Annotated in this window: 20 protein-coding genes, 1 other RNA gene and 1 riboswitch; of the genes, 7 read left to right on the top strand and 14 right to left on the bottom strand. The window is 65.6% G+C overall.

Going from position 1 to position 16,435, the window contains the following annotated elements:
• Positions 1–118 precede the first annotated feature (118 nt).
• The 5 genes from ftsE (at position 119) to ssrA (ending at position 4,312) form a co-directional block, all read left to right on the top strand.
• Positions 119–916, top strand: coding sequence for a cell division ATP-binding protein FtsE (gene ftsE / locus AC6JAC_RS08450; protein WP_028270152.1), 798 nt, complete (start codon positions 119–121; stop codon positions 914–916).
• Positions 913–1,827: a permease-like cell division protein FtsX gene (ftsX, locus tag AC6JAC_RS08455; protein ID WP_028270151.1), complete on the top strand. Its 915-nt coding sequence runs from the start codon at positions 913–915 to the stop codon at positions 1,825–1,827. Before ftsE ends, ftsX begins: the two co-directional genes overlap by 4 nt.
• A gap of 27 nt (positions 1,828–1,854) precedes the next feature.
• Entirely contained in the window at positions 1,855–3,243 is a 1,389-nt protein-coding gene (locus AC6JAC_RS08460; RefSeq protein ID WP_028270150.1) for a M23 family metallopeptidase, read from the top strand.
• A gap of 92 nt (positions 3,244–3,335) precedes the next feature.
• Positions 3,336–3,806: an SsrA-binding protein SmpB gene (gene smpB, locus AC6JAC_RS08465; RefSeq protein ID WP_028270149.1), complete on the top strand. Its 471-nt coding sequence runs from the start codon at positions 3,336–3,338 to the stop codon at positions 3,804–3,806.
• A gap of 137 nt (positions 3,807–3,943) precedes the next feature.
• Positions 3,944–4,312, top strand: a transfer-messenger RNA (tmRNA) gene (ssrA, locus tag AC6JAC_RS08470).
• Positions 4,313–4,426: 114 nt separating this feature from the next.
• Here ssrA and AC6JAC_RS08475 read toward each other — a convergent pair.
• From AC6JAC_RS08475 to AC6JAC_RS08525, 11 genes are all read right to left on the bottom strand, one after another.
• The gene (locus tag AC6JAC_RS08475) at positions 4,427–4,561 is read right to left on the bottom strand and encodes a hypothetical protein (protein ID WP_268760395.1); all 135 of its coding nucleotides are present in this window, start codon (positions 4,559–4,561) and stop codon (positions 4,427–4,429) included.
• A gap of 79 nt (positions 4,562–4,640) precedes the next feature.
• On the bottom strand, positions 4,641–5,012 hold the full coding sequence (locus tag AC6JAC_RS08480; RefSeq protein WP_028270148.1) for a hypothetical protein: 372 nt from the start codon (positions 5,010–5,012) through the stop codon (positions 4,641–4,643).
• A 95-nt stretch (positions 5,013–5,107) separates the two neighbouring features.
• On the bottom strand, positions 5,108–5,476 hold the full coding sequence (locus AC6JAC_RS08485) for a fluoride efflux transporter FluC (RefSeq protein WP_028270147.1): 369 nt from the start codon (positions 5,474–5,476) through the stop codon (positions 5,108–5,110).
• The gene (locus AC6JAC_RS08490) at positions 5,473–5,889 is read right to left on the bottom strand and encodes a fluoride efflux transporter FluC (protein WP_497964255.1); all 417 of its coding nucleotides are present in this window, start codon (positions 5,887–5,889) and stop codon (positions 5,473–5,475) included. The genes AC6JAC_RS08485 and AC6JAC_RS08490 overlap by 4 nt, the downstream gene beginning before the upstream one ends.
• 15 nt (positions 5,890–5,904) lie before the next feature.
• A complete protein-coding gene (locus tag AC6JAC_RS08495) occupies positions 5,905–6,618 on the bottom strand; it encodes a metal-dependent transcriptional regulator (protein ID WP_497964257.1) in 714 nt (237 codons plus the stop codon).
• A gap of 31 nt (positions 6,619–6,649) precedes the next feature.
• Positions 6,650–7,438, bottom strand: a complete 789-nt coding sequence (locus AC6JAC_RS08500; RefSeq protein ID WP_497964259.1) for a class I SAM-dependent methyltransferase — start codon at positions 7,436–7,438, stop codon at positions 6,650–6,652.
• Between the two features lie 79 nt (positions 7,439–7,517).
• A complete protein-coding gene (locus tag AC6JAC_RS08505) occupies positions 7,518–8,930 on the bottom strand; it encodes an aminotransferase class V-fold PLP-dependent enzyme (RefSeq protein WP_497964261.1) in 1,413 nt (470 codons plus the stop codon).
• Between the two features lie 35 nt (positions 8,931–8,965).
• A riboswitch (SAM riboswitch) is annotated at positions 8,966–9,079 on the bottom strand.
• 216 nt (positions 9,080–9,295) lie between these two features.
• Positions 9,296–10,108, bottom strand: coding sequence for a histidinol-phosphatase (gene hisN, locus AC6JAC_RS08510; RefSeq protein WP_028270142.1), 813 nt, complete (start codon positions 10,106–10,108; stop codon positions 9,296–9,298).
• A gap of 64 nt (positions 10,109–10,172) precedes the next feature.
• Positions 10,173–11,288 carry a ribosome small subunit-dependent GTPase A gene (gene rsgA, locus AC6JAC_RS08515; RefSeq protein WP_347895654.1) on the bottom strand — a complete coding sequence of 372 codons (1,116 nt, stop codon included), beginning with the start codon at positions 11,286–11,288 and terminating at the stop codon, positions 10,173–10,175.
• The gene (gene aroA / locus AC6JAC_RS08520; RefSeq protein WP_497964264.1) at positions 11,278–12,654 is read right to left on the bottom strand and encodes a 3-phosphoshikimate 1-carboxyvinyltransferase; all 1,377 of its coding nucleotides are present in this window, start codon (positions 12,652–12,654) and stop codon (positions 11,278–11,280) included. Before aroA ends, rsgA begins: the two co-directional genes overlap by 11 nt.
• Before the next feature lie 6 nt (positions 12,655–12,660).
• Positions 12,661–13,209, bottom strand: coding sequence for a DoxX family protein (locus AC6JAC_RS08525; RefSeq protein ID WP_028270139.1), 549 nt, complete (start codon positions 13,207–13,209; stop codon positions 12,661–12,663).
• A 362-nt stretch (positions 13,210–13,571) separates the two neighbouring features.
• Here AC6JAC_RS08525 and AC6JAC_RS08530 point away from each other — a divergent pair, with 362 nt between their 5' ends.
• Positions 13,572–14,381, top strand: a complete 810-nt coding sequence (locus tag AC6JAC_RS08530; RefSeq protein ID WP_497964266.1) for a sigma-70 family RNA polymerase sigma factor — start codon at positions 13,572–13,574, stop codon at positions 14,379–14,381.
• Positions 14,378–14,638 (top strand): mycothiol system anti-sigma-R factor, encoded by a 261-nt coding sequence (gene rsrA / locus AC6JAC_RS08535; RefSeq protein ID WP_028270137.1) that lies wholly within the window; start codon positions 14,378–14,380, stop codon positions 14,636–14,638. Before AC6JAC_RS08530 ends, rsrA begins: the two co-directional genes overlap by 4 nt.
• Before the next feature lie 135 nt (positions 14,639–14,773).
• On the opposite strand, the gene AC6JAC_RS08540 is transcribed toward rsrA, so the two are convergent.
• From AC6JAC_RS08540 to AC6JAC_RS08550, 3 genes are all read right to left on the bottom strand, one after another.
• Positions 14,774–14,848, bottom strand: coding sequence for a 50S ribosomal protein bL37 (locus AC6JAC_RS08540; RefSeq protein WP_369299106.1), 75 nt, complete (start codon positions 14,846–14,848; stop codon positions 14,774–14,776).
• A gap of 83 nt (positions 14,849–14,931) precedes the next feature.
• Positions 14,932–15,555 (bottom strand): PadR family transcriptional regulator, encoded by a 624-nt coding sequence (locus AC6JAC_RS08545; protein ID WP_497964269.1) that lies wholly within the window; start codon positions 15,553–15,555, stop codon positions 14,932–14,934.
• Entirely contained in the window at positions 15,556–16,383 is an 828-nt protein-coding gene (locus tag AC6JAC_RS08550; protein ID WP_028270135.1) for a DUF4097 family beta strand repeat-containing protein, read from the bottom strand. It abuts the gene before it with no gap.
• Between the last annotated feature and the right edge of the window lie 52 nt (positions 16,384–16,435).

Below are 16,435 nucleotides of genomic sequence, written 5' to 3' on the forward strand. Positions count from 1 at the left end.
CTGCAGGTGCCGGTGCGTATAGTCGAGGAGCCGGAGCTCTACTTCCCCCAAAAGAAAGCCCGTGCACCGGCTGCAGTACTGGGCTCCATAAGCCATGTCCTGCAGGGTTCTTAGGGCAATGATCCGTTTCGAGAATGTCACCAAGGTCTACGACCAGACAGCCCGGCCTGCGCTGGACTCTGTCAACCTTGAAATTGACCGTGGTGAGTTTGCGTTCCTTGTGGGCGCCTCCGGTTCCGGCAAATCAACTTTCCTCCGACTGGTGCTGAAGGAAGACCGGGCCACTTCCGGCGCTGTCTACGTTGCCGGCCAGAACGTGGCGAACATTTCAAGCTGGCGCGTTCCGCGGCTGCGCCGTGGGATCGGCGTCGTGTTCCAGGACTTCCGGCTCCTCCCGCAAAAGAACGTCTTCGCGAACGTTGCCTTCGCCATGCAGGTCATCGGCAAGAGCCGCAGCATCATCCGGGACACAGTTCCCGAAGTCCTCAAGACGGTGGGCCTGGAAGGCAAAGAGCACCGCATGCCGCACGAACTCTCCGGCGGTGAGCAGCAGCGTGTCGCGATCGCCCGTGCCGTGGTCAACCGCCCGGGGATCCTCCTGGCGGATGAGCCCACCGGAAACCTTGACCCCACGACGTCGATGGGAATTATGGGCGTCCTGGACAAGATCAACCAGAACGGCACCACAGTGGTGATGGCAACGCACGACGACGACATCGTCAACGAGATGCGCAAACGTGTGGTTGAACTCCGGAACGGTATCGTCATTCGCGACGAAGCCCGGGCACTGTACACATCGATGATGCCGGTGGTGGGGCAGTCCCGCCGGTTCAAGGACGCCAGCGGACGCCCGGACGGGTCTGCAGCGGACCCGGGTGACGGGGTCGCTTCCACCCAGTCGGGGGAGGAGCTGTGAGGCTGGCTTTCATCCTCAGCGAGATCGGCAGCGGCCTGAGGCGCAATCTGTCCATGGTAGTCTCGGTCATCCTGGTGACCTTTGTGTCGCTGACCTTCGTCGGTGCCGCCGGCATGCTGCAGCTCCAGATCAACCAGATGAAGGGCTACTGGTACGACAAGGTCCAGGTGGCCATCTTCCTCTGCGGTGACGGATCGACGGCGGCCGGCTGCGCCACCGGGACGGCGACGCCGGAGCAGCAGGAAAACCTGCGCACCCTGCTGGAATCACCCGCTGTGGCCCAGTACATCAACGACTTCCAGTTTGAGTCCAAGGACGACGCCTACAAGCACTTCAAGGAGCAGTTCTCCAACTCGCCGATCGTTGACTCGGTGACCCCGGACCAGCTGCCCGCCTCCTTCCGGATCAACATGAAGGATCCGGAAAAGTACCAGATCATCAGCGAGACGTTCTCCTCCCAGCCCGGCGTCGAGACGGTCATCGACCAGCGCCAGGTCCTGGAACGGCTCTTCTCGGTGATGAACGCGGCTTCCCTGGTCGCAGTCATCATCGCCGGCGTGATGATCGTCTGCGCCATCCTGCTCATCGCCACCACCATCCGGCTGTCCGCGTTCAGCCGGCGCCGGGAGACCGGGATCATGCGGCTGGTGGGCGCCTCCAAGACCGTGATTCAGCTGCCGTTCATCCTCGAAGGCGTGATCGCCGCCGTGATCGGCGCGGCGCTGGCCTCGGGCACGCTCTGGGCCGTGGCCCATTTCTTCCTCGGCGAATACATGTCAAAGCAGTATCCGGACACGGCGTTCATCTCTCCTGCGCAGACCCTGATTCTGGCTCCGGCGCTGCTCGGCCTGGGCGCAACTTTGGCGGGAATTTCGTCTCTCTTGACCTTACGTAGATATTTGCGGGTCTAGGCTGTGCATACCAACGAAGGAATGACCATGACAGATCTGGACCGCAAGGCCCGCCGGCACCGGACCGCGGGACGGGGAAGCCGCATCATCAGCGCTGCCCTGGCACTGCTCCTGGCCGCGAGCCTGGGCGCCTCGACCCCTGTGGCCTTCGCGGACGAACTGGAAGACAAACAGGCGGCGCTGGAAGCCGAAGCGGCCCGCGTTCAGCAGTCCCTTGAATTCGTGGATGCCAAGATAGCCAAGGCAGCCGGCGACCTGGTGATCTACCAGGGCCAGCTCCCGGCCGCACAGCAGGCACTGCTTGAGGCGCAGGGCCGGGTGGCGAGTGCAGTCAAGGAAGTCGAGGCACTGGCTGCCCGGGTGGACCTGGCGCAGCAGAACAAGGCCAAGATCACGCAGCAGCTCGAGACCGACAAAAAGAAGATCGCCGACACCAAGAAACTCATCGGCCAGATCGCCACGCAGGCCTACAAGTCCGGCGGCGTGCCCTCGAACCTCACGCTCTTCTTCGGCTCCAAGGGCGGCGGCAGCCTGACCGACACCATGGACCTGGCGGACCAGGCCATGCGTAGCCAGAACTCCGCCATGGACAAGCTGTCCCAGCAGAACGCAACGAACGTTAATTCGGAGGCGCGCCTGCAGGCCGTTGAGGCGGAGATCAAGGACCTCAAGGCCAAGGCGGATGCCGCGCTGGCCCGGGAAAAGGCCGCCCGGGATGAAGCCGCCGCCAAGAAGGAACAGGTGGACAAGCTGATTGCTGACACCACCCGCATCAACAACGAACTCCAGGCGGCCAAGCCTGGCATCCAGAGCCAGCTCTCCAAGGTGCAGGCAGCCCAGGATGCGGTGGCCGCGGAAATCGTCGAACGTGACCGGAAACTGCGCGAAGCGTGGGAGGCCGAGCAGCGCCGCATCGCCGAAGCCGCGGCCGCGGCGGCCAGGGCAGCCGGCCAGGCGGCCCAGCCCTACGTTCCGCAGGTCGGACCGCCTTCGGCCTTCGGCCTTCGGCATCCGTTCTCGGCCGACGTCCCCATCACCTCCGGTTTCGGCTGGCGTGCGACGCCGCCCGGCACGGTCGACTTCTACGGTTCCGGCGGCTACATGCACACCGGTATCGACTTTGGCGCCAGCTGCGGGACCCCGGTCTACGCCCCGGCGGCAGGCACTATCGTATCGGCGGGGTGGAGCAACGACGGCGGCGGCAACAACGTGAAGATCTCGCACGGCGTCGTCCAGGGCAACTCGCTGACCACCATCTATTACCACAACAGCAGCGTGGTGGTCTCGTTGGGGCAGCAGGTCAGCCAGGGTCAGCTCATCGCGTATTCGGGTACAACCGGCAACTCAACCGGCTGCCACTCACACTTCGAGACCTGGCTCAACGGCCAGGCCGTCGATCCGATGATCCTGCTCTGACGGGCAGGCGCTGCGGCTGCCGTAGAATTAAATAGCCCCCGAGCCTCAAGGGCGGGGGCAACCATCCAGACCAAGAGCTGAGGAGTTCCACCGTGCCGAAAGAAAGTGGCCGTAAGGTAGTGGCCACCAACCGGAAGGCCCGGCATGACTACCATGTCCTCGACACCTACGAGGCGGGCATTGCCTTGATGGGGACAGAGGTTAAGTCCCTTCGCGAGGGCCACGCGTCCATGGTTGACGGGTTCTGCACGTTCTACAACGACGAGCTGTGGATGGAGGGAATCCATATCCCCGAATACAACCAGGGGAGTTGGACGAACCACTCCGCCCGCAGACGGCGCAAACTGTTGTTGCATCGCGAGGAACTGACCAAGATTTCGCACAAGGTCCGTGAATCAGGCTTCACTATCGTGCCGCTCCAGCTGTACTTCCTGGACGGCAAAGCGAAGGTGGAGATCGGCGTCGCCCGCGGTAAGAAGGAATACGACAAGCGGCAGACGCTCCGCGAGCAGCAGGACAAGCGCGAAGCTCTGCGCGTCATGCGGGAAAAGAACCGCAGCTGAACCTTGCTGCGGAGCGGGCTGCGCACGTCGGGGAATGATTCCGGGCGGCAGTGCGTTATGATTGGTAGTCCGGGAAGGAACGGCGCGGAGTCCGCAAGGAGTCCGCAAGGAACCTGACCGGTTTGGTAACAAAATACGGGGATGATCGGTTTCGACGATGTTAGTCGCGACAGGTGAAGCGGGCCGAGGATGCAGAATTATCTCGTAAACGCTGTCTGCAAAACAATAAGTGCCAAACAAACGCGCACTGACTTCGCTCTCGCTGCCTAAGCAGTAAGACAGTCCGTCAGCCCGGGATTGCTATCGTCCCGGATCCTGGCGTCATTAAGATAGCCACTGCTGTTTACCTTCGTCATTGGGGTGAACGGGACTCTTAAATGACTGGGCCCGGATCAGCTACTCGTTTGCAGGATAGCTGGGGCCGAGAAAATCCGACGCAAACTGCGCCCGGAGAAGCCCTGACAACACGACATCGGACGGGGGTTCAATTCCCCCCATCTCCACCATCGGGACCGCGGCAACGCGGTCCCACCCCGTGCAAAAGGCCGGAAGCGGAAGCTTCCGGCCTTTTGTTTTCGGCACCGATCTGGCATTCTCCAGCGGCCGTCCGCGGCCCCGGGTCAGCGCTTCTTGATATGCGCGACTGGGTCCACGTGGGTGTCCAGCTCATGCTTGGACTTCTTTTCGGCCCTCTTTTGCTTGATGGACTTGTCCGACTTCTTGGTAACCTGCCGGTGCGGCGATTTGTCAGGCATGTCGCCCTCCCTAACATCGGGGCCCTCGAATAGGCCCCGTGCTTGTAAGGTACGCCTGTTTTGCTCCGAATGTAACTGGTCAGGAACCCGGCACTTCAACGTCGACGATGCCCACGAACCGGCTCCCGATGCCCTCGTATTCGCTGCGGACCAGACCCGGCAGAACCGGGGGCAGGTCCGACGCCGCGTGGTGGACGCAGCAGACGTACGTGAACGGCGGCCACCATTTCTTGGGCCGGGCGGCTTCCGAGAAGCCGCAGACGGCGCAGGTCAGCTGGACCCAGACTGGCCGCTTGCCGGTCCGGTTTGCCTTGGACTGGACAAGCCAGGCCGGGGGATTGTCCAGGAGTTCGGAAAGCTCGGCGTCGGAAAGCCTGGCGGGGATACCGTGACGGTGTGCCATTTCCAGCGGGATGTCGAGGATCTGAGCTGCTTCACGTCGCGTAACCATCGTTTAACGATACGGGATGCGGAGCAGCTCCACGTTCACGACGGCGGGACAACGGTGCCGGGGCCGGGTCTCCACACGCTGTCAGCCGGCGAGCTTCACCCGGCGAGGGCAATGCCCGCGCCGGCCGCGGCGAGCCCGGCCACGAGGTTGACCGTGATGTTCAGGGCGGCGGCCGCGTACCTCACCTCGCTGACGAGACGGATGGTGGCCGTGGTCCAGGAGCTGAAGGTTGTCAGCCCGCCGGCCAGCCCGGTGGCGATCGCCGCATGCCATTCCGCGCCGAGCCCGAGCCTGCCGGTGACGCCCAGGGAAAGGCCGATGATCAGCGACCCGGAGACATTGACCACCAGCGTAGCCCAGGGCCAGTGCCGGCGGTCGCCCGCGCGGTGCGCGAACCACGTATCGATGGAGAACCTGAGCAGGCCTCCCGCAACGCCGAAGATTCCCACCAGCAGCGCTGTCACGATCCGCCTGTCCGGTCGCTCAGGGCCTTGCCCGCTTTCCAGCCCGCGGCGGCCGCACCGAGCCCCAGAACCAGCGAGAGACCGAGATACGTCAGCCAGGTCAGGTGCTGGCCGGAACGTGCCTGCTGGTCAACGGAAAAGACCACCGCAGAGAAAGTCGTGAACGAGCCCAGCAACCCCGGCCCGATCCCGGCCCGCAGCCAGAATGCTGTCCTGGGGCGTGCGATCCACAGGGTGGTGAGCGCGGCAAGGACAAAGCTTCCGCAGACGTTGATGGCTAAAGTGGTCCACGGGATGGCACCCGCGGGTTCCGCAAACAGGACGCCCAGGCCATAGCGGAGTTCCGTCCCCACGAGTGCCCCGAGAGCCACTGCCGTCCAGGCCCGCCAGCCGGCGCTTCCAAGGGCCTTCATTCAGGCGGCACGCATTCAGGCGTCCGCCAGCCGGCACCCGGCGTGGAGTGAATCGCTGTAGACCCACAGCGCTGACGACACCTCATCGGCGAGGTCGAATTCGCGGCCGGCGCCGGCGGTGCCGATCCGGACCACCAGTGCGCCGCCGAACGGCTTCCGGCCGAGCACTTCGATGTCCGCATCGAGGTCGATCTCCTGGGCGGAAAGATAGCGCAGGAGTTCGGGGTTGTCGTCGCTGATCCGGGTGATCCGGCCGGTGTGGCCGTCGTCGAGTTCGCTCATCCGGTGGGCGTGCGGCATGTGTACCGTGCCGTCCGCTGCCGGGATGGGGTCGCCGTGCGGGTCGCGCAGGGGATTGCCGAGCTTGCGGGCCATCCGCTCAATGAAGGTATCCGACACTGCGTGTTCCAGGAGTTCGGCTTCGTCGTGGACTTCATCCCAGCTGTAGCCGAGTTCCTGGACGAGGTAGGTCTCGATCAGGCGGTGCCGCCGCACCATGGAGAGCGCGAGGCGGATCCCGTCCGCCGTGAGCGTGATGGCGCTGTATGGCTTGTGGTCAACCATGCCCTGGTCCTTGAGCTTGCGGACCATCTCCGAGACCGAGGAGTTGGCGACTCCGAGCCGCTGGGCCAGCTGCGAGGACGTGATGGGCTTGTCCTGCCACTCCGTGAAGGAGTAGATGACCTTGACGTAGTCCTCGATGGAGGAGGAGGGCGCGCTGGTCTTCACGAGTCCAAGCCTACCGCTTTGGCTGCGGCACTCATGCTTTGAACGCCCGCCAGGTCTGGGTGAGGTAAGGGAGTCCGATGGTGTCCGCCGGGGAATGGCCCAGGTGCTCGTGGAGGTACCAGTCCAGGTTGTGGCGGACCTTTGCGCGCGTACTCTCGCCGGCTGCGAGGTAGTAGCTGCGGGACTTTGCCAGCTCGACGATGTCTCCGGTGGTCACGGGGTCTTCCCAGCGTGTCAGGTGGCTCTCGAGCCCGGCGAACTCCGGCCCGATCGCTGGGCGGAAGTCCGGCTTGTGCACGTCCCCGGCGTGCATGATCCGGGAGAGGCGGTGGACCCAGGGGACGGACGTGTCCAGCTGGTTCCACACCAGTCCCAGCACCCCGCCGGGGCGGAGAATGCGGGACAGCTCGGTGCTTGCCACGAGCGGATCGCACCAGTGCCAGGCCTGGGCAACAACGACGACGTCGAACGCCGCGTCGGGGAGTCCGGTTGCCTCCGCTGTGCCCTCTGTCGCAGGAACTCCCGGCAGGACGAGCCGCAGCTGGGCAAGCATGTCCGGTGAAGGATCCACTGCGGAGACTGCCAGGCCGCGCTGCACCAGCAACGCGGTGAACTTGCCCGTCCCGGCGCCGATGTCAGCGGCGTCGGATACGCCTGCTGTGCCGGCCCCGGCTGCGCCCCCGGCGCTGTGGATCAGCCAGTCCGCTGAGTCGCCAGGGTAGCTTGGGCGGACACGGTCATAGTGTTCACCGCCGTCCTGGAAGCTCTGGCCGAGCTCGTAGCGGCGCTGGTGGTGCAGTTTGGGGCCTCCCCGTGCCACGTGCAGTCTCCTTCGGGCAGGCTGGAATTCTTACCCCTCGAATTTACCGCACGGACCGCGGCCCGCAGGGCCCCGGGCCTTAGTCGTCGGTGCAGGGTGCCGCGCCGGCGGTGCCTGGGGTGTTGGGAGCCCACTCGGGGTAGCTGCGGGTGTCGTTGGCCGGCACCCAGCGGCCGGCGTCCACAACGTAGTCCCAGCCCAGGCCAGTGCGGCGGAGTTCCTCGATGCCCGCAAGCAGGCGCTGGGCGTCCTCCAGCCGGGAGCCGACGCCGAAGCTTGCGCGGAGCGAGCCCGAGGGCAGTCCCAGCCGCTTGAGCAGCGGGTGGGCGCAGAAGCGGCCGTCCCGCAGGCCCACGCCGTGTTCGGCGGAGAGGTAGGCCGCAACCAGGCCGGCGTCGTAGCCGGCAACGGAGAAGTTGACCACACCGATGGTGTCATTGGTGTCGCTGAAGATCTGGTGCACGGTGACGCCGTCGATCCTCTGCAGCCCTTCCACCAGGAAGGAGCGGATGGCGGTCTCATGGGCGTGCCACAGCTCCTGGTCCAAAGCGCCGATGACCTGGGTGGCGCGGGCAAGCGTGGCAGCCCCGAGCACGTTGGGGGAGCCGCCCTCATGCCGTGCCGGTCCCGTGGCCCAGCTGACGGAATCCAGCCGGGCCTCGCGGACGGCTCCGCCGCCTGCCAGGTGGGGAGTCCCGGCGTCGAGCCAGTCCGGCCGGCCCACGAGAACGCCTGACCCGAAAGGCGCGTACAGCTTGTGACCCGAGAAGGCGAGGTAGTCGACGTCGTCCGCTGCGATATCGATGCGGCGGTGCGGGGCCAGCTGAGCCGCGTCCACCACAATCCGTGCGCCGTATTCGTGCGCAAGTGCGGCCAGTTCGCGGATCGGAAGTATTTCGCCGGTGACGTTGGAGGCACCGGTGACGGCCAGCAGGCTGATGTCGCCCTGCCGGAGTTCAGTGCGGAGGCTTTCCAGGGTGGCCTTCAGGGTGGGGGCGGCAACCACGCTGCGGTGCGGCACGCCCTGCCAGGGGAGCAGGTTGGCGTGGTGTTCGATGTCGAGGTAGAGCACCTCACCGGTGTGGCGGCCGTCCGCCACCGGCAGGCAGCCAGCCAGCAGGTTCAGGGAGTCGGTGGTGTTCCTGGTGAAAATGACGGAATCGTCCGGCCTGCCACCGACGAAGCCGCGGACGATGTTCCGCGCATTTTCGTACACGGACGTGCTGATCTGCGAGGCGTAGCCGGCGCCGCGGTGCACGCTGGCGTAGTACGGCAGGATCTCGTTGAGGTACGCCGAGACGACGGACAGTGCCGGTGCCGACGCGCCGTAATCCAGGTTCGCGTAGCGGACATGGCCGCCCTGGATCAATGGAGCCTGGATCTCCGCGCCGGTCACGGCCGAGAGGGGGCGCCGGGCGACGCTGAACCGCTCGTCCAGGCGGGCTGTGGCGGGGGCGGTTCCGGGGTTGGCGGGAAACGTGGCAGTAGTCATGGGGACCTCACTGTAAAGGGACCCCTCACTCCGGGGATCCGCGCTTGCCGGGTCCGTTCCGGACCGGCCTGGTCGTCACCCGGGGCACCCCACCGCGAATGGAGGGTTGCCGGCCAGCAAACCGGGGTTTAGCGCTGGCACTCGTGACCTGTTTCGAGATTAGGACATTGACGGCGCCGCGGGAAAGCTGCGGCAATTATTAAGCGGATTGTTACGTGCGCCGGAAGAAGGGCGATGCGGCCGAATAAACGACGGCGGACGCCCCCTTGGGAGGGGCGCCCGCCGTCGTTTATTCGGCACTGCGTTCAATCAGCAGCGCCTTGATCAGCCTCACTCATGGCCGCAGCCCGGGGGTGCCGTGCGTGTTAGAGGAGGTCGTCGATGTCCGGGTTCAGCCGTTTGAGGACCTCGGAGTGGAGGATTGAGTTGGTGGCGAGGGCGTTCCCGCCGAAGGGACCGTCCACTCCCTCCAGCGAAGTGAAGCGGCCGCCGGCTTCCGTGACGATGGGCACCAGGGCGGCCATGTCGTAAAGGTTCAGCTCCGGCTCGCAGGCGATGTCCACGGACCCCTCGGCCACCATGCAGTAGGACCAGAAATCGCCGTAGGCCCGGGTCCGCCAGACGTCCTCCGTGAGGCCCAGGAATTCCTCCAGGTTGCCGCGCTCCTTCCAGCCGCTAAGGCTCGAGTAGGAGAGGGAGGCGTCCGAGAGCCTGGACACGTTCGAAACCTTCAGGCGGGTGGCGGCCGCAAGCGACCGTCCCATATAGGCGCCGGCCCCTTTCGCGGCCCACCAGCGCTTTCCCAGCGCCGGCGCGCTGACCAGGCCGACCACCGGCTCGCCTTCATCCACGAGGGCGATCAGGGTGGCCCACACCGGCACACCGCGGACGAAGTTCTTGGTGCCGTCGATCGGATCAATGATCCACCGCCGGGAACCGTGCCCGGAACTGCCGAACTCTTCGCCGAGGACGGCATCCCGCGGGCGGGAACGGGACAGTTGGCCGCGGATGGACTCTTCAGCTGCCTTGTCAGCATCCGTGACCGGAGTCAGGTCCGGTTTGGTTTCAATCTGAAGGTCCAGCGCCTTGAAGCGGCTCATGGTCTGGGAGTCGACAGAGTCGGCCAGGACATGGGCGAGGCGCAGGTCGTCGTTGTAGCTCGAAGCGGGTTGGGTCATGGTTCCAAACTACCGTCTCTGTGGCCGGCCGGGCGGGATGTCAGGTCCCTGGCCCCTCCGCCTGCTAGGAAACGATGCCGAGTTCCTTCGCTTCCTGCGCTTCCATCCGGGGATCGGTACCGAGCAACCGGCGCAGGGACGCGAGCCGCGCCGCGCCGGACGGCCCCGCGTGTCCTTCGGCCACCCAGGCGTCCACTCCGCAGTTGACGGCGGACGCATCATGCTTGCAGCCGCGTTCGCAGGAATCCGTGCCGGGTTCGAGGTCGGGGAACGAACGCAGGATCCGGTCCGGATCGACGTGGGCAAGGCCGAACGACCGGATGCCCGGGGTGTCAATGATCCAGCTTCCGGCCGGCGCGTCACTGATCCGCAGGGCCAGTGCCGACGACGACGTGTGCCGTCCGCGCCCGGTGACGGCGTTGACTCCTCCCGTGGCCCGCTCAGCGCCGGTCAGGGCATTGACCATGGTGGACTTCCCCACGCCCGAATGCCCCAGCATGACGGTGACCTTCCCGTCGAGGTGCGCACGGAGCTGCGAGACGGCGTCGCTGTCGAGGCGCGCGGACAGCCCGTCGTCCGAGCGGGCATCGATGCCGGAGGCGGCGGCGTCGGCGGTCCGGCTGATGATGACCGGGAAATCAAGGTGCCGGTAGTTGGACAGGAGTTCGGTGGGATCCTTGACATCCGCCTTGGTGACCAGCAGCAGCGGCTCGATGCCGGCGTCGTAGGCCGCCACCAGGGCGCGGTCGATGAAACCGGTGCGCGGTTCCGGATTGGCGGCGGCGACCACCACCACGAGCTGGTCCGCATTCGCCACGACTGCCCGCTCAATCGGATCCGTGTCATCGGCGCTCCGCCGCAAAAGGGTGCGCCGGTCCTGGATTTTTACGAGCCGGGCAAGGGTGTCCGGTTCTCCGGAAACGTCACCCACCAGGGACACGAAGTCCCCGGCCACCACCGGCGAACGGCGCAGTTCGCGTGCCCGCGCGGCCACCACGATGCGTTCGTTGCCGCTGTCTTCGCCCACCACGGCCGTGTAGCGCCCGCGGTCCACCGTGATGATCCGGCCGGTCACGGCGTCGTCATGGCTGGGCCGGTCCTTGGTCCGGGGACGGGTACCTTTCTTGTTGGGACGGACCCGGATATCGGATTCGTCCCATGTGCCGGTGCTACGCCCCACTGGCCTGTTCCGTCTGCCGGGCCGGCTGTGGTGTCAGCATGGCTTCCCACAGCTGCGGGAAGTCCGGCATCGTCTTGGACGTGGTGCCGATGTCTTCAACTTCGACGCCGGGAACGGCGAGGCCGAGGATGGCCCCGGCGGTGGCCATCCGGTGGTCGGCGTAGCTGTGCACGATGCCGCCGTGGAGCTTCGCTGGCCTGATTATCAGGCCGTCGGCGGTTTCCTCCGCGTCCCCGCCCAGCCGGTTGATTTCCGTGACGAGCGCGGCAAGCCGGTCGGTCTCATGGCCGCGGAGGTGCGCGATTCCGGTCAGCCGTGACGGGGTTGTTGCCAACGCGCACAGGGCTGCCACGGTCGGTGCCAGTTCGCTGGTGTCGGCGAAGTCCGCGCCCTTGATTTCCGGTCCGCCCGTGACGGTGAGTGTCCCGTCGGCCAGCGTGACGGTGGCGCCCATGGCAGCCAGGATGCTGCGCCAAAGGTCACCGACCTGTGTGGTGGGCGCAGGCCAGTTGGGAATGCGGACGGTACCGCCGGTTGCCAGGGCTGCTGCGAGGAAGGGGCCCGCGTTGGACAGGTCCTGTTCGATGCGCCGGTCGAAGGCCCGGATCGAGCCCGGTGCCACAAGCCAATGGTTGGGGACGGAATCGTCCACTGAGACGCCGACTTCGCGCAGCACGGCCACTGTCATGTTGATGTGGTCAAGGCTGGGGACCGGCTTGCCCACGTGCTCCAGGTGCAGGCCCTCGGTGAAACGCGCACCCACAAGGAGCAGGGCCGACACAAACTGCGATGAGGCGCTTGCATCAATGACCAGGTGCCCGCCGCGTACTTCGCCGGTGCCGGCCACCGCGAAGGGGAGCGACGACGGCCGGGTACCGTCAGCGGCCCGGACATCGACGCCGAGGGCGGCCAGCGCCTCAATGATGGTGCCCATCGGCCGCTTGCGGGCGTGCGGATCGCCGTCGAAGACTGTGGCGCCGCTGCGAAGCGCGGCCACCGGGGGGACGAAGCGCATCACGGTACCCGCGAGTCCGCAGTCGATGGCGGCGTCCGCCGCCGCGGCGTCCGGTGCGAGGGGGGTTATTTCAAGGTCGGGCCCGAATGAGCCGTCCCCGGGGACTTCCCGGATTCCGGCCCCCAGTTGGCGGAGTGCCTGGATCATCAAGGCCGAATCGCGCGAGTGCAGGGGTGCCCGGAGGCGGGACGGCCCGTCGGCCAGGGCAGCAAGGACCAGGTACCTGTTGGTGAGGGACTTGGAGCCGGGGACGGTGACCGTGGCGTCGACCGGCGCTTCTGCGAACGGTGCGGGCCAGGTGTTGTCCGCAACCGGGGCGGACGGTACTGGGGCGGGGGCGGTGCCTGTCATTCGTACTTATGCTTTCACGGCGTGGTCCACGGCCTTGCGGACTGCTTTATCGGCCTTTTTGAGATTCTTGCTGGTGGTCTTCCGGGCGTCTGCAGCCAGGTGGCTGGCACCCTTGCGGGCGTCGGCTGCCAGGTGCTCGGCCCGCCATGCCAGGCTCGGCTTGCCCGCGGTATCCACGGACGCAAGCAGCACGCCGCCGGTGAGCGTGACGTTCTTCAGGAGCTGGGTCCGCCGCGCGTCCCGGCCCTCCTTGGTGGTGATGTCGGCGCTGCGCCACTCGACGAAGGCGTTCAGCGCAGAAATGACGGCCAGTACGGAGGCTGCCAGCCGGGCCGACTTGCCCATGGCGAACAGCACGCCCGCGCCCACCTGGGTGCCTCCGATGACGCGTGCCAGTACCTTTTCGTTCGTGGCGAACGGGAGGGAGTCCGCAGCCCGGCGCAGCAGGGGCGAGAGCTGCGTCGCAGTGTCATCCGCGTTCTTTAGCTTGTCCAGGCCGGCAAGAACGAAACTTGAGGCCAGCATGGGCCGGGCGAGAATACGGACTAACGACATGAATTTCCTCCTGGGTGGACGAGCCGCGGAACATCTGCGGGGGAACCGGTTCTAGTCTTGCACTTTTGCGGAATATTTGCCCGCCGGCCGTGGTTGTGAAAGGCAGGTCCCGATGAGTCACGGGCTGTGCTTGGCCACGGCCTAAGGCGCTTGCGGACGCCCGGAGGCCGGGCGCTGAAAGCGTTCGCACGGGCGCCCCACGACGGGCGCCAACAATAAGGACATAGAGCGGAGTTGGAGCGTTGACATTGGTTAGGGACAGCGTGGAACTCCTTTCGCCACTGGAGTTCTCCGGACGCGGCGATGAGGCCGGCGGGCAACCGCCGGTGGGCTTGGGGCGCGTCACAGTAGACTTGAAGGCAATGAGCACCATTGATCCGGCCGTTGCGGCCATATACGAGGCTGCCGGTAACGACGCCAAGACCAACAGCGGGCGCCCGGCGGATGCCGGGGCCACTGCGGAAGCTGCAGCCAGCCCGGACGGCTTGGCCAGCACGGGCGGCGCGGCAAGCCCGAACGGCGGGCGGGCTGCGGAAGCGGAGGTCGACGTCGTGTCTGAGACCTCCGAGGAACGCAGGCTGCGGTTTGAACGCGATGCCATGCAGTATGTCGACCAGCTCTATTCGGCCGCCATGAGGATGGCACGCAATCCCGCCGATGCCGAGGACCTGGTGCAGGAGGCATACACCAAGGCTTTCTCGGCGTTCCATCAGTACAAGCCGGGAACCAACCTCAAGGCGTGGCTCTACCGGATCCTCACAAACACGTACATCAACCTCTACCGCAAGAGGCAGCGTGAGCCGCTGCAGTCGAACTCCGACACCATTGAGGACTGGCAGCTGGCGCGGGCGGAATCGCACACTTCGTCCGGCCTGCGTTCGGCCGAAGCGGAAGCGCTGGACCACCTCCCGGATTCCGATGTGAAGCGGGCGCTGCAGGCGATTCCGGAGGAATTCCGCCTCGCGGTGTACTTTGCCGACGTGGAAGGGTTCGCGTACAAGGAAATTTCAGACATCATGAACACCCCCATCGGCACTGTGATGTCCCGGCTTCACCGCGGCCGCAAGATGCTGCGCGACATGCTTGCGGACTACGCCGCAGAGCGGGGTTTCAAAGCCGCAACCGATTCCGGTGCCGCGGCCGAAAGCACAACACAGGAGAACAGGAAATGAGCGACTGCCAGGGACTGGGCGATTGCGACGACGCCCGGATGCAACGTATTTACGAATACCTGGACGGTGCGTTGACACACAGCGACATCGCCGAGATCAAGGACCACCTGGACGGTTGCCCGGAGTGCCTTGAAGAGTACGATCTCGAGTGCGTCATCCGCAAGGTGGTCAAACGCTCCTGTACGGAAGCAGCCCCGGAGAACCTGAAGAACGCCATCCTGGACCGGATCCACTCGATCCGTCCTGTCGAAGCTTAGCTTCGCCGGGAGCCCGGCGGGTGCCGGGCGGGAGGGCAGCTGCTCCCCGAATTCACGGCATTCACGGCGAAGGGCCCCGGAAACCATGTGGTTTCCGGGGCCCTTCGCTTTAATGCTCATGTTCCAAACCGTAGCTTAGGTGTTGGGGCGCTTCCCGTGGTTCGCGCCGCCACGCTTACGGTCACGACGTTTACGTGCACGCTTGCTCATAGCTGGCCTCCTTAATCTTGGTACTCAAAAGAGCTGCCCTCAAGTCTCCCACATCACGCGACGGCCCGCGAACCGGGCCCCGCTCAATGACTGCCGGCGTTCAGGGAGTTGCGGATGGATATTTCGGCCTGGTCCAGGACCGTCCGGATCGTCTCTAGCGTGACGCCGCTGATGGGTGCGGCGCTGGCCTTTACCCGGAGCTCCACACGGAGGTTGTCCCTGAAGGCCTGCACCAGCATTTCCGCCTCTTTGAGCGTGCGGTCGCCTTCGGGAGTGTGCCGCGTACCGCGGTCAGTGAACCCTGCGGAACGGGCAGACGTGCGCGCGGCTTCGGCAGTGGCGGCAAGGTCGGCCCGGAGCCCGCGCATGTTGACGCGGATATCCTCCCGCAGGTTGTCGGCCAGCCGGCGAACGGAGGCGGAAATGTCATTCTCCACGCCGGCCAGTTCGTCCCTGCGCCGGTTGAGCTCCACCAGGCCGGCAGGGGTGATGCGGTAGTTGGTGCGGCGCCCCTCGGCTTCCGTGGCCACGAGCCCTTCTTCCTCCAGCTTGCCGAGGCGCGGATAGATCGTCCCGGCGCTGGGGGAGTAAGTCCCCCCAAAACGCTCGCTGAGCGCTTTGATCAGTTCGTAGCCGTGTTTGGGGCCCGACTCCAGCAGGGAAAGCAGGTAAAGGCGAAGCGCGCCGTGGGCGAAGACCGGAGGCATCTAGGCGTCCGTTTCGGTGTCCGCGGGCGACAGGCTGTGGATGATGGACGTCTTTCCGGAGACGGAGTTGGTTCGAACAATCATCAGCTGCGCGTCCGGGCCGGCGATCGTCTGGACCTTGCCGCCCGGATGGACGTACTTCTGGTCGTCGATGACCACGGTGCCGCCGGCGGATTTGGCCACGACGTCCACGCCGACGTCCTGGGGCAGCCGGAGGGTCAGGTCGCCCGATACCGAATTGGCTCCGAAGTCGTGGGTGAACCCGTGAAGGTCGAAGCTCATGTCGCCGCTGACGGTGTTGGCGCGGATGTTGCTGAACCGGCCGGACGCGGTAACTTCACCGGAAACGCTCTTGGCGGTAAGGACGCCGTCGTGGTTCCGGGCGATGACTTCACCGCTGACCGTGTTGACATGGAGTTCGCCGCGGGTGCCGTCCGCCATGACGGATCCGGAGACTGTGTTGAGCTTGGTGTGGCCGCTGATGCCGGAGACGAGGCCGTCCCCGCTGACGGTGCCGGCCTCCACTTCCACGCCGGCAGGCAACGCAATGCTGATGACCACGGAGTTGGTGCTGCTGTTGTTGACTGTGTCCATCAGGTTCTTGAACCAGCCCTGGGCGCCCTGTAGCTGATGGCGGACCTCAAGCCGGCCGTTGACCAGGGTGACCGTCAGCGGATCCCCGTGAATTTCGGACACCTCGATCCGCGTGACATCCTCGGCGTGGGTGACCACATCGAACCGTCCCCGGATGATTCCGAGTTTGAGTGACCTGACGCCGTCGACGTCGATCGTTTGCGGACCGGTGACGGTCCAGGTGTTCTCGTCCACTGCGCCTCCAAGTTGCGATATATCGTGACTATGATCCGACGTTATATCGCGT

The organism is Arthrobacter sp. KUASC02 (assembly GCF_059739395.1).